8 protein-coding genes are annotated in these 13,738 nt (G+C 69.9%); 6 read left to right on the plus strand and 2 right to left on the minus strand.

All coding sequences use genetic code 11. The features are described 5' to 3' along the window. The first annotated feature begins 18 nt into the window (after positions 1-18). Entirely contained in the window at positions 19-3,858 is a 3,840-nt protein-coding gene (locus ACWA15_RS03205) for an alpha-L-arabinofuranosidase C-terminal domain-containing protein (RefSeq protein WP_464058014.1), read from the plus strand. Between the two features lie 307 nt (positions 3,859-4,165). On the opposite strand, the gene ACWA15_RS03210 is transcribed toward ACWA15_RS03205, so the two are convergent. Further along, positions 4,166-4,867 carry a potassium channel family protein gene (locus tag ACWA15_RS03210; RefSeq protein ID WP_464058015.1) on the minus strand — a complete coding sequence of 234 codons (702 nt, stop codon included), beginning with the start codon at positions 4,865-4,867 and terminating at the stop codon, positions 4,166-4,168. Beyond that, entirely contained in the window at positions 4,860-6,236 is a 1,377-nt protein-coding gene (locus ACWA15_RS03215; protein WP_464058016.1) for a TrkH family potassium uptake protein, read from the minus strand. The genes ACWA15_RS03210 and ACWA15_RS03215 overlap by 8 nt, the downstream gene beginning before the upstream one ends. 122 nt (positions 6,237-6,358) lie before the next feature. Between ACWA15_RS03215 and ACWA15_RS03220 the strand changes: the two genes are divergently transcribed. The 5 genes from ACWA15_RS03220 (at position 6,359) to ACWA15_RS03240 (ending at position 13,693) form a co-directional block, all read left to right on the plus strand. Beyond that, positions 6,359-7,378: a LacI family DNA-binding transcriptional regulator gene (locus ACWA15_RS03220; RefSeq protein WP_464058017.1), complete on the plus strand. Its 1,020-nt coding sequence runs from the start codon at positions 6,359-6,361 to the stop codon at positions 7,376-7,378. A gap of 644 nt (positions 7,379-8,022) precedes the next feature. Continuing rightward, the gene (locus ACWA15_RS03225) at positions 8,023-10,407 is read left to right on the plus strand and encodes an alpha-galactosidase (RefSeq protein WP_464058018.1); all 2,385 of its coding nucleotides are present in this window, start codon (positions 8,023-8,025) and stop codon (positions 10,405-10,407) included. Positions 10,408-10,485: 78 nt separating this feature from the next. Continuing rightward, positions 10,486-11,799 carry an ABC transporter substrate-binding protein gene (locus ACWA15_RS03230; protein ID WP_464058019.1) on the plus strand — a complete coding sequence of 438 codons (1,314 nt, stop codon included), beginning with the start codon at positions 10,486-10,488 and terminating at the stop codon, positions 11,797-11,799. Positions 11,800-11,909: 110 nt separating this feature from the next. Next, complete coding sequence (locus ACWA15_RS03235) at positions 11,910-12,782, plus strand: carbohydrate ABC transporter permease (protein ID WP_464058020.1); 873 nt, start codon at positions 11,910-11,912, stop codon at positions 12,780-12,782. 131 nt (positions 12,783-12,913) lie between these two features. Continuing rightward, positions 12,914-13,693, plus strand: coding sequence for a carbohydrate ABC transporter permease (locus ACWA15_RS03240; RefSeq protein WP_464058021.1), 780 nt, complete (start codon positions 12,914-12,916; stop codon positions 13,691-13,693). Positions 13,694-13,738 lie beyond the last annotated feature (45 nt).

A 13,738-nucleotide genomic window follows, 5' to 3' on the forward strand; every position in this document is an offset into this window, starting at 1 on the left:
GACTGTGGCAGGAGCCCCATGCGAACCACTGAACAGACCACCCGACACCGGCGAGGACGTGCGCTGGCCTCGACGCTCGCCCTCGCGCTCGTCGGCACCGTCGTCGCGGTATCCGTCCCCGCGACGGCGCCGCCGGCGAGCGCTGCCGCGCAGCCCGAGCTGCTGCCCGCGGGCGCGTGGGTCGACGAGTTCGACGGGACCGAGCTCGACTCCCGCTGGACCGTGCGCGACGCCGTCCCGGAGAACGTCACGCTGGGAGACAGTGCGCTGACCATCGCGTCGCTGGCCGGTGACACCTGGCAGGGCAGCAACACCGCCCGCAACATCGTGCTCGTCGACGTCCCGGTCGGTGACTTCGCCGTCGTCACGCAGGTGAGGGCGCCGGTCAGCAAGGACTTCCAGGGCGCGGGTCTCATCGCGTGGCAGGACATCGACAACTACGTCCGCCTCGGCCTCTCCCACGTCAGCTTCGCCGCCGGCGGGCCGGTCGTGGTGGAGACCGGGATCGAGACCGGCGCCGTCTATGGATCCTCGTTCGTCCCCCGAACCGGCTCGACGTCGGAGACCCTGCGCATCCAGCGGGTGGGGGACGTCATCACGACGAGCTACGTCGTCGACGGCGCATGGGTCGAGGCGTCCTCCCAGACCGTCTCGTTCCCCGTCACCCAGGTCGGGGTGTACGCCCTCGCGGCGGCAGACGCGACCAGCCACCAGGCCACGTTCGACTACGTCGCGGTGGAGTCCGCTGAAGGTTCCGACGTCGTGCCACCCGAAGCGTTCGGGCTGCGCAGCGTGACCGACGGTCCGTACCTGACGCTCCAGCCCGACGGGACCATCTCCCTCGGCGCCGCCCGCCCGACGCCGACGCTCGCCTTCCAGGCGACCGCCACCGGCGGCGGGATCACCCTGACCGACACGGCGACCGGGCGCGCCCTCGTGCTCGACGCGTCTGGCCGGCTCGTCCTCGCCGAGGCCGGCGCCGTCGCCACGACGCTGCGCCTGCAGGACGCCGGCGGTGGCAAGCTCCTCCTGCGCCCCGAGTCCGGTGAGCTGGCCGTCGGCCTTGTCGACGGGCTGCTCGCCCTCACCGACGAGGCCACTGCCACCCGCTTTGTGCTCGGCGCTGCCCCGCAGGTGGCCGCCGGCCATGCGATCACGATCGACGCGGACGGCGCCACGACCGACATCAGCGACGACCTCTACGGCATCTTCTACGAGGACATCAACCGTGCGGCCGACGGCGGCCTCTACGCCGAGCTCGTGCAGAACCGCTCCTTCGAGTACTCGACGGCCGACAACTCCTCCTACACGGGCCTGACCGCCTGGGAGACCGTGCAGCGCAGCGGCGCGAGCGTGACCCCGGTCGTGGTGACCGACGCCGAGAGGCTCAACGACAACAACCGGTTCTACCTCCACCTTCCGGTGACCGGCACCGCTGACTCCCTCGGCGGGGTGCGGAACACGGGCTACAACTCCGGGATCGCGCTCACCGCCGGCGCCGAGTACCGCTTCTCGGTGTTCGCCCGGACGGACGCGGGCACCACGCCGCTCACCGTCCAGGTCGAGGACGTCACGGGCGCGATCGTCCATGGCTCCACCACCGTCGACGTGGTCGGCGACGAGTGGACCCGCTACGAGGCGACCTTCACCGCGTCCACGACGACGGCCGACGCACGCCTCGCGGTGCTGGCCGCCGGCTCGGGCGACGTGCGCCTGGACATGGTCTCGCTCTTCCCGGTCGACACGTACCAGGGCCGTGAGAACGGCATGCGCAAGGACCTCGCCGAGATGATGGAGGCCATGGACCCGCAGTTCCTGCGCTTCCCGGGAGGGTGCGTGACCAACGTCGGGACCTTCGACGCCTACGGTGCGCCGAACTACGACCGCAAGCGCACCTACCGCTGGAAGGAGACCGTCGGCCCGCTCGAGGAGCGGCCCACGAACTACAACTTCTGGGGCTACAACCAGTCCTACGGGCTCGGCTACTTCGAGTACTTCCTGCTCGCCGAGGACCTCGGCGCCACCCCGCTGCCCGTCGTGAGCGTCGGCGTCAACGGCTGCGGCGGCCCGGCTCCCCTCACCGACACCGAGGCGCTCGCCGAGTGGGTCCAGGACACCCTCGACCTCATCGAGTTCGCCAACGGCGCCGTCACCACACCGTGGGGCGCCGTCCGCGCCGAGATGGGCCACCCGGAGCCCTTCGGTCTTGAGTACATCGGCCTGGGCAACGAAGAGATCCAGCGCGAGTTCCTCGACAACTACCCGCTGTTCTCCGACGCGGTCAAGGCCGCCTACCCGGACATCAAGATCATCTCCAACTCGGGACAGACGTCCGCGGGCGCCTGGTTCGACGAGCTGTGGGACTTCGCCCGCGACCAGGGCGCCGACCTCGTCGACGAGCACTACTACAACTCGCCCGAGTGGTTCTTCGCCAACGCCAACCGCTACGACTCCTACGACCGCTCGGGCCCGCACGTCTTCATCGGGGAGTACGCCTCGAAGGGCAACACGTTCTACAACGCCCTCTCCGAGGCAGCGTTCATGACCGGGATCGAGCGCAACGCCGACGTGATCGACCTTGCGTCCTACGCCCCGCTCCTCGCCAACGAGGACTACGTCCAGTGGGACCCCGACGCGATCTGGTTCGACAACGCCGGCGCCTACGGCTCGGCGAACTACTACGTGCAGACGATGTTCGCCCAGAACGTCGGGGACGCGGTGGTGCCCTCCACCGTGACCCAGCCCACGACGGCCGCGGACGCGCTGTCCGGCGGGGTCTTCCTGTCCACCTGGCTCACGGCGGCCGCGTACGACAACGTGCGCGTCACCTCCAACGAGACCGGTGACGTGCTCTTCGAGGACGACTTCTCCGACGGCGCAGCCGACTGGGCTCCGACGTCGGGCACGTGGGCGGTCGTCGACGGTGAATACCGCCAGACGAGCACCACCGTGGAGGACGCACGCAGCACCCCGACCGTCGACGCCAGCGGGTGGGACAGCTACACCCTCGAGGTCGACGCCCGCAAGATTGCGGGCAACGAGGGCTTCCTCGTCGGCTACGGCGCCCAGGACGCCGGCACGTACACGTGGTGGAACCTCGGCGGGTGGGCCAACACCCGCTCCGCGATCCAGCAGACGAGCTCCGGAGCGTCGGTCGAGCTCGCGGGCTCCGCGACGTCGATCACCACCGGGTCGCAGTACACGGTCAAGGTGGTCGTCGAGGGACGGACCCAGAAGCTCTACCTCGACGACGTGCTCATCACCGAGTACACGGACACCACCGTCGAGCAGGACCTCTACCAGGTCGTCACGCGCGACGACGCGACGGGCGACCTCGTCCTCAAGGTGGTCAACTCCTCGACGTCGGCCATCACGGCGCCGGTGACCATCACCGGCGACGTGACCATCGATGACGAGGCGACTGTCACCGAGATGACCGGAGACCTCGCCGCGGAGAACACGATGTCCGCTCCACGGCGGATCGTCCCGGTGGAACGCCAGGTCACGGGGATGGGGAACTCGTTCACCTACGAGTTCCCGGAGAGCTCGATCACGTTCCTGCGGTTCGGGACCGACCTGCCGACCGTCCCCGTCGACCCGCCCGTGGTGGTCGTGCCGACAGACCCGACGGTACCGACCGTCCCGACGCTCCCGATCATCCCGACGGACCCGGCGACCGGGTCGCCGGCCCCGGGCGCTGGCGGTGCCGGTTCCGCTGGCCAGGTGGGCGCAGGCCCGACCGTCACCGGGTCGAAGCCGCTCGCGCTGACCGGCTCGGAGGTCGCGCTGTTCGCGCTGCTGGCCGCGGCCATGGTGGCAGCAGGAACGGTCCTGGTCCGCCGCCGGGCACGGAGCTGACGGCCCGCTGGCCGGCGCCGGCGACGACCGAGACATGACAGCCGAGCCGGCGTCGTGGGGTCACCCCCACGGCGCCGGCTCGGCGGGTGTCAGCCGACGAGGATCGGCGCCCCGACCGTGGTCGGGGGCAACCCCGTCCGCACGAGCGCGTCGGCTCCGCAGAAGAGGACGCCGAAGCGGCCCTTCACCCCGATCGACCTGGGCGACGTAGCGCAGGTCGCCGAGCTGGGGACCGAGGCGGCGCTGGGCGCGTCGGACGAGCCAGGTGCGCCGGCTGCCGCTGCTACTGCTGCCGCTGCTACTGCCGCTACGGCCGTGAGGCAAAGCGCTCGAGCAGGTCGGAGTGGCCCGAGACGACAAGCAGGTCGTTGACCGAGATCCGCGTCGTGGGCTCCGCGTAGACGAAGTCCTGGCCGGGGGACTTCACGCCGATGATCGTCACGCCGTACCTCTCACGGACCTTGGACTGAGCGACGGTGAAGCCCTGGGTCTCCTTGGGTGGGCGCATCTTGACGATCGTGAAGCCGTCCTCGACCTCGATGTAGTCGAGCAGCTTGCCCGAGACGAGGTGGGCCACCCGGTTGCCGGCGTCGGACTCGGGGAACACCACGTGGTGGGCCCCGATGCGCTGCAGGATGCGACCGTGCTCGGCGGAGACGGCCTTGGCCCAGATCTGCTGGGTGCCGAGGTCCACCAGGTTCCCGGTGATGAGCACGCTGGCCTCGAGAGAGGTGCCCACCCCCACGACCGCGACGGAGAAGTCCCGCGCGCCGAGCTGGTCGAGCGCCTCGGGGTTGGAGGCGTCGGCCTCCACGATCGGCAGCCGGTCGGAGAAGTGCGCCACGAGGGAGGGGGAGCGCTCGACCGCCAGCACGTCCTGACCGAGCCGGTCCAGGGTCATGGCCAAGGAGGACCCGAACCGGCCCAGCCCGATGACCAGGATGCCGGCGTCCGCCTTGGCGGCGGCCTTTGCGCTGCGTGCGACTCTCGCCGCTGTGCTGTCAACCAATGATCGGCCTTTCCTCAGGCAGTCGGATGACCCGACGGCGGTCGCGCAGCGCGAGCGCTGCTGCAAGGGTCATCGTGCCGGTACGGCCGATGAACATCAAAGCGATGAGCACGTACTTGCCTGCCTCGGGCAGGTCCGGGGTGATCCCGGTCGACAGGCCCACGGTCGCGAAGGCCGAGATCACCTCGAAGAGGACGACGTCGAGGGACCAGCCGGTGATCTCCAGCAGGAGGAGGGAGGCTACCAGGACCGCGGTCGCGCCGACGAAGACGACCGCGACCGAGAGACGCAGGGTCTCGCGGGGGATGCGCCGTCCGAAGACCTCGACGTCCCGGTCGCCGCGGGCCTCGGAGAGGATCGCGATCATCATCACGGCCAGCGTCGTGACCTTGATGCCACCGGCAGTCGAGGCGCTCCCGCCTCCGACGAACATCAGCGCGTCGGTGATCAGCCAGGACGCCTCGCGCATCTGCCCGACGTCGACGGTCGAGAAGCCGCCCGACCGCGGCATCACGCCCATGACCAGGCCAGTGAGGATCTTCTCCCCGACCGGCATGGCGCCGATCGTGGCGGCGTTCATCCACTCCAGGGCCACCAGCAGGGCAGATCCGACGAGGACGAGCAGGCTGGAGGTCACCACCGTGAGCTTGGCGTGCAGGCTCCACCGGCGGATCTGCCGGCGGTTGCGGGCCACGTTGAGGATCACCGGGAAGCCGAGCGCGCCGATGAAGACCCCGATGACGATCGGCATGAGCAGCAGCCAGTCGCCCGCGTGCGGGGCCAGACCTGCGGCGGTCGGGACGAACCCCGCGTTGTTGAAGGCGGAGACGGCGTAGAACACTCCGTGCCAGACGGCCTCACCGGCGCTCTCGTTGAGGACCAGGAACCGGGGGATGAGCAGTGCTGCGATCGCCACCTCGAGCGCCGTGGAGGTGATGACGACGACTCGGATGAGCGAGCCGACCTCGCCGAGGCTGGTGGTCTTGGTCTCCGAGGCGGTGAGCAGCTTCTGGGTGAGACCGATCCGCCGGGAGACGGCCATCCCGAGGATCGAGGCGAGAGTCATGACCCCCAGGCCACCCACCTTGATCGCCACGAGGATGACGGCCTGGCCGAAGCTCGACCAGTACGTCCCGGTCGGCACCGTGACCAGGCCGGTCACGCAGACTGCGGAGGTCGCGGTGAAGAAGGCGTCGACGAAGGGGGCCCGGGTGCCGTTCGCGGCGGCCAGCGGGGTCGACAACAGTGCCGTGAAGAGGGCGATCACGGCAGCGAACACGGTGATCGCAAGGCGTGCGGGCGACTGCCTGGCCATCCGGTCGACAAGCTCTCGACCCGCCCACAGACCCCCCGAGAGCCCCGATGCCATCCGCTCTCCTCAAGATCACGCAACGCGTACCTCTGAACTCTGCCACGACTTGGCGGGTGAGATACACCCGGCTCGGGCGAAAACAGGCGCCAACGGGTGCCGATCCCGCTACTCTCTGGGGTGTGGCCCACCCTCCAGCGGTTAAGGTTCCCGTCATCGCGGACGTCGCGCGCCTCGCCGGCGTGTCCGTCCCGACCGTCTCGCGCGTCCTCACCGGGTCGACCCCGGTCAGCGAGGACAAGCGCGAGCGGATCATGGCCGCGATCCGTGAGCTCGGCTACCGCCCCAACGCCGCGGCCCGGGCCCTGGTCAGCGGACGGCAGTCGATGATCGGCATCGTCTCGGGGAACACCACCCGCTACGGCTACGCCATGACCATCCAGGGGATCGAGGAGGCCGCTCGTGCGGCCGGCTATCTCGTGGTCATCACGGTCGTGGACACCCCCGACGAGGCGTCGATCGCCACGACGGTCGACCTCGTCCTGGGCCAGCCCGTGGCCGGGGTGGTGGTGCTCGAGTTCGACGAGGCCGGCATCCTCGCCAAGTCCGCCTTCCCCCGGACGGTCCCGCTGGTCTCCGCCGTCGCGGTGGGGGACGTCGACGCGACCGGGCCGCAGGCCTTCCTCGACGACCGCCTGGCCTCCCAGGAGGCGACCGAGTACCTGCTCGACCTCGGGCACGCGACCGTCCACCACGTCTCCGTCCCGCAGGCCATCCCGCGGATGGGACGCACACTGGGCTGGGAGGACGCGCTGCGCGCAGCGGGCCTGGACATCCCGGACATCATCGCCGCGGACTGGGACCCGGCCTCCGGGCGCGAGGTGGGCCTGCAGCTGGCGCACCGGCCGGACGTGACCGCGGTGATCTGCGGGAACGACGAGGTCGCGATGGGCGTGATCCGTGGCCTCCACGAGGCGGGCAAGCGTGTGCCCGACGACGTGAGCGTCGTCGGCTTCGACGACTTCCCTCTCGCCGCGGTCGCGATCCCCGCTCTGACCACCGTTGCGCAGGACTTCATCGACCTGGGACACCGCGCGTTCTCCCAGCTTCACCTCATGATCACGACCGGCGAAGCGCCCCTGGTGTCCACGGCCGCCCCACGCCTGGTCATCCGCGAGAGCACGGGCGCCCCCCGCCGCTGACGGCGCCGCGTCCCTGTCCCCACCCGCCCCGCTCGCGCCGCCAGCCGCGCCGCCAGCCGCGCCGCTCGCGCCATCGGCGCACCCCGCTCGCCGAACTCGTGAATCGGCCGCCGAACTCGTGAGCGAGAGCCGTCGCCCGACGGGTACGGCCCGTGGCTCACGAGTTCGGCGAGGCGCTCATGAGTTCGGCGAGGCGCTCACGAGTTCGGCGAGGCGATCGTGAGGACGGCGTCGGCTGGGAGGCGCGCTGGGTGACGGTGATCCCGGCCGCGCCCATGCGCCCCGCCCGGGGTCTGCCCGCAGCCCTCGCACCGGGTTGCCGAGCGCCGCCCGGGTCGCCGAACTCGTGAATCGGCCGCCGAACTCGTGAGTGACAGCGGTCGCCCGACCGGTACGGGCTGTGGCTCACGAGTTCGGCGAGGCGCTCACGAGTTGGCCGGGCCGCTCACGAGTTCGGCGAGGCGCTCGTGAGGTCCGCGCCGCCGACGAGTTCGGCGGGACGCCGATGGGGGTGAGGGCGGGTGGGGGAGGAGCCCACACGTGAAAGCGTTATCAAACCTTGACGCACGCGGCTTGCTTTCTCCGATGATCAACGTTTTCATAGAGGCAGCAGCAGTCCACTCATCGTCGAGGATCGGATTTTCATGGGGCACCGGAGCCACACCATCAGCTGGGACGCACGACGGTTGCACGTCGAGCTGTCAGCGGATCAGCACGCACCCGTCAGCATCGAGAGCATGCGCCCGGCCGACGCCGCCCGCCCGGCCGACGCCAACAGCCCGGCTGACGCCAACAGCCCGGCTGACGCCAACAGCCCGGCTGACGCCGCCCGCCCGGCCGACGCCAACAGCCCGGCTGACGCCGCCCGCACAGGGGAGCCCTTCGGCGCGGTGATCGACCGTGACGCCCTGGCCCACCTCACCAACCCCGCCACCTCGGCGCAGCGGCTCGTAGAGGTCATCGCCTCCGGTCACGGACGGGCCTGGTCCTCGACCCGCTACACGGACACGATCATCGGCGAGCGGCTGCGGTACGTCACCCACCGCGTGCGCACCGAGCAGGGACGCGCCCACCAGGGGCGCACCCACCAGGGACGCGCCCACCACGGTGATGCCCCCCACCCGCACCCCGCAGGCGAGTGGTCCGTCCTCGAGATCGAGCAGGCCGACCCGGTGAGCGGGCTGCGCGTGGTGACCACCCTGCGCTCCCACGAGTCCGTGGCAGGCGTGCAGGCCTGGACCACCGTGACCAACGAGGGCGACGCCGTGCTGCGGCTGCGTGCGGTGACGAGCCTCGTCGTCGGCTCCTTCCCATCGACGGACCTCTCTGCGGTGGACGTCCTCTGGGCCTCGACCGACTGGCTCGGCGAGAGCCGCTGGACCACGAGCGCCCTGCGCAACCAGGCGGTCATCGACCTCTCCCGCAGCGACCACGAGCACGATCCCCGGGGCGCCTTCCGGGTGACCGGCCTGGGGGCCTGGTCGACGGGGCAGGCGCTGCCCACCGGTGTGCTTCTCGACCGGGCCTCCGGGGTCTCCTGGGGCTGGCAGGTCGAGCACAACGGGCCGTGGCACTGGCAGGTCGGGGAGCGGGCCGACGGCCTGTACCTCGCCCTGACCGGGCCCACCGACGACGAGCACCAGTGGACGAGCGACCTCGCGCCGGGGGAGACCTTCACCACCGTCCCCGCCTCGATGGTGGTCTCCGGTGCGGGCGCCGAGGGCGCCTTCGCCGAGCTCACCCTCCAGCGTCGCGCCCTGCGCCGCCCCCACCTCGACGTCGACACCCTCCCGGTGGTGTTCAACGACTACATGAACACCCTCATGGGGGACCCGTCCACCGAGAAGCTCTGGCCGCTCATCGAGGCCGCCGGGTCGGTCGGCGCGGAGTACTTCTGCATCGATGCCGGCTGGTACGCGGACGACAGCGACTGGTGGGACGGCGTCGGGGAGTGGCAGCCGTCGACGGTGCGCTTCCCCAGCGGGCTCGGCGGGCTCCGTGCCGTCGTCGACCACATCCGGGCCAACGGCATGGAACCGGGTCTGTGGCTCGAGCCCGAGCTCATCGGCGTGCGCAGCCCGCTCGCGCAGACCTACCCGGACGAGGCCTTCATGCAGCGCGCCGGCCACCGGATCACCGAGCACGAGCGTCACCACCTCGACTTCTCCAGCCGGCCCGTGCGCGACTACCTCGACTCCCGGGTGGACGCCCTGGTCTCCGAGCTCGGCGTGCGCTACTTCAAGCTCGACTACAACGTCACCCCCGGCCCCGGCACCGACGGGTCCGCCGACGGGGCGAGCGCGCCGTCCGCTCCGGGCGAGGGGCTGCTCCGGCACAACCGCGCGTACCTCGACTGGCTGCGCTCCGTGCTGGACCGCCACCCCGACCTCATCCTCGAGAACTGCGCCTCCGGGGCCATGCGGATGGACTACGCCATGCTCTCCGAGCTGCAGCTGCAGTCCACCTCCGACCAGCAGGACCTGCTGAGGTACCCGCCCATCGCGGCGGCCGCGCCCGCGTCGATCCTGCCCGAGCAAGCTGCCAACTGGGCCTACCCGCAGCCGGAGATGACGCCCGAAGACATGACCTTCACCCTCGCCACCGGGGTGCTGGGCCGGATGTACCTCACCGGTCACCTCAACCGCATGGACGACGCCCAGCGCGCCCTCGTGGCCAGCGCAGTCGCCGCCCACCAGGGGATCCGCCACCAGCTCGCCGGGTCCCTGCCGTCCTGGCCGCTCGGCCTGCCCTCGTGGCAGGACCCGGCCGTCGCGCTCGCCCTCGTGGCCGACGACGTGACCTACCTCACGCTGTGGCGTCGCCCGGGCGCCCAGGACGTCGTCGAGCTGGCGCTCGTCGGGCTCGCCGGAGCCGACGTCGACATCACCCCGGTCTTCCCGGCGGACCTGGGGACGTGGCAGGTCAGCTGGGACTCCCCGCGGGGAGTCCTGCGGACCTCCGTGCCCGCCGGCTCGACCTCGCGGGCCTCGGCCCGCGTGCTCCGGGTGACCCGCCGTGCTGCGTCCTGACCGTCCTTCACCCGCACCAGTTACACCGCAACCCCTCCAGCAGTCGATGATGACATGCAGACCCGAAAGGACTCTTCGATGAAGAAGCTCGTAACGACCACCGCGATCGTCACCGCCCTCGGCCTCACCCTGGCCGGGTGCAGCGACCCCAGCGGATCCGGAACAGACTCCGCCGGACCCGCGGAGTGGGCGGCTCAGACCGCCGACCTCTCCGGGGTCGAGCTGACCGTCTGGGCAGCCCAGTCCACGGTGACGGTGCCCGAGGAGGTCGCCGCCGCCTTCGAGAAGGCGACCGGGGCCGAGGTGACCATCGAGGTCATCCCCGACTCCTACGAGTCGAACGTGCAGACCCGGGTCGCTACCGGCGCCACGCCGGACCTGGCCTTCTGGCAGCCGACGCCGTCGATGCTCACCGCGATCAACGCCGAGGCCAACCTGCTCCCCCTCGACGGTGCACCGTGGGTCGAGACGATGGAACCGAGCCTGCAGGACCTCACCGGGATCCTCGACGACACGCGGTATGCCACGCTCATCTCCAGCCCGTCCGTGATCGGCGTCTACTACAACAAGGACGTCTTCGCGGCGAACGGCATCACGGACCTCCCGCAGAACTTCGACGAGGTGCTCGCCGGCGCCCGCACGATCGACGCCGCCGGCACCGACGCGTTCTTCGAGATGGCCGGAGACGGCTGGGGCACCCAGTGGTTCCCGCAGATGCTCCTCGCCGACGACGCCAAGGCCGGGTTCTGGGACGACGTGAACGCCGGGACGAAGACCTTCTCCTCCCCGGAGATGCTCGACTCGATCACCGACTACGACGACCTCATCGCCGAGGGGCTGTTCAACGCGGACATCAAGACCGCGACCTTCAACGACCAGGGCACCGCGCTGCTGGCCGGGGACGCCGCGATGGTCGTCCAGAACAACGCCTACGTCACCCAGCTGCAGTCGCTGGCCACCACCGACGAGCTCGACGAGAAGATCGGGTTCTTCCCGGTCTCGCGCGCCGGCACGGTCGCCACGTCCATCCCGGACCAGTCGAACGCGATCGTCGCCTTCAAGACCGGCGACGCCGAGCGCGAGTCCGCGGCCCGTCAGTTCATGTCCTTCTGGATGGGCGAGGGCTACCCCGACTTCGTCGCCTCGACCAACGCGGTCTCGATCATGACCGGTGTGGACAACTCGCCCGACGCCCCCCAGCTGGTCCTCGACATCCACGCCTCGCTGGCTGACACCGCGCCGTCCATGCAGGCGGCCGCGGTCGCCAACCCGGACCTGTGGCTCAACCTGGTCGACATGATCAACGAGGTCAAGACCCCGGTCGAGGTGGCCGAGGCCACGCAGTCCCAGTTCGCCGAGCTGGCCAAGGCCGCGGGCGTCGCCGGGTTCTGACCCGGCCTCACCGCTCACCCACCGCGCACCCACTTCGAGAACCAGAGAGAGGCCTGATCGTGGCGAGCAGCTACGCACCAGCCCCCGGCACGGTGAAGAGACGCCCGGAGATGGCCACCGAACGCAAGATCCACCCGTGGTGGTTCCTCGCACCCGCGTTCGCCGTCCTCATCGTCTTCTTCCTCGTACCGACCGTCTACAACTTCATCTACGCCTTCACCGACTGGTCGAGCTTCAAGTCCCAGATCACCTTCGTCGGCACCGACAACTTCTCGTCCTTGTTCGAGAACGGCACGCTGGTGACGTCGCTGCGGATCACGCTCGCCTATGCGGTCATGGTGGCCCTCTTCCAGAACCTCTTCGGGCTGCTGCTCGCGCTGTTCCTGGAAAAGGACTCCGGGGTCAACCGCGCCGCCCGTGTCGTCTTCTTCATCCCGGTCGTCATGAGCGCCCTGGCCGTCGGGTACATCTTCCAGGCGTTGCTCAAGCCTGAGGGTGCGCTCAACCAGATCCTCACCGTCGTCACCGGCCAGGACGTGACGATCGCCTGGCTCGGCTCGACCACCTGGACCCTGGTGATCGTCTCGATGATCCATGCGTGGAAGTGGATGGGACTGTCGATGCTCGTCTACCTGGCGGGTCTGAAGACGATCAGCGACGACGTCCTGGAGGCTGCGCGCCTGGACGGAGCGAGCTCCTGGCAGATGTTCTGGAAGGTCCGCTTCCCGCTCATCGGCCCGGCTGTCACCTTCAACGTGGCCACCGCGCTGCTCGGATCCATGAACGGCTTCGACATCGTGCAGGCGACCACCGGGGGCGGCCCCGCCCGCAGCACCGAGATCTTCAACATCTTCGTCTTCCGCACCTTCGGTCAGGGGCTCTACGCGCAGGCCACGACGATGAGCCTGCTGCTCTTCGTCGTCGTCGCAGTCCTCGCGTTCCCCGTGATCGCGATGCTGCGTCGTCGGGAGGAAGTCCTGTGAGCACCCAGACAACCCAACCAACCCAGCCAACCCAACCAGCCCAGACTCCCCAGCCGACCCGAGCCCCCCGCCCCACACCGAAGGGTGGACGGACGGGCCCGTGGGCGAGGATCCAGCCCTACGCCGTCGTCGTGGTGACGATCCTGACGATGGGTGTGCCGCTGTGGCTCGTCGTGGTCACCGCGGGCAAGAGCCAGGCGGAGGCAGCGACCCCGACCATGGCCCTGCCGACGCAGTGGCGGCTGTGGGAGAACTTCTCCGAGATCTGGACCCGGGGCGACGTGCCCGCCGGCTTCCTCGGGTCGCTGCTCATCATGCTTCCGTCGGTGCTCCTGGTCCTCCTCCTCGGGTCGATGGCCGCCTGGATCCTCGCCCGTCGTGCGGGCCGGCTCAGCTCGGTCCTGTACGCCGCGGCGATCTCGGGGCTCATCCTGCCGCCCGCCGTGGTCACGGTGGTGCTGCTGCTGCGCCAGCTCGGGATCGCCGGCACCGCGATCGGGATGATCTGCGTGTACATGGGGATCTACCTGTCGACGGTGATCTTCTTCGTCACCGGCTTCGTCCGCAACATCCCTCTCGAGCTCGAGGAGGCCGCACGGATGGACGGGGCAGGACCGGTCAAGATCTTCTCCCGGATCATCCTGCCGCTGCTCGTCCCGGTGCTGTCCACCGCGACCATCCTCATCTGCCTCTATGTGTGGAACGACGTGTTCTACGCGTTCTTCGTGCTGGGCGGGCAGATGGACACCCTGCCGCTGAACCTCTTCAACGTGGCCAGCGCCGGGCTGTACCTCAACAACTGGCACCTGATCTTCGCCTACGTCGTGCTCATGAGCCTGCCGCTGCTCGTGGTGTTCATGGTCTTCCAGCGCAAGATCATCTCGGGTGTCACCAGCGGCGCGGTCAAGTAGACCGCCCCCGGCCCACCGGCTCGTGAGTCCGCGCGCCGGTGGGCT

This window comes from Sanguibacter sp. TS_SC_8 (genome assembly GCF_055361235.1).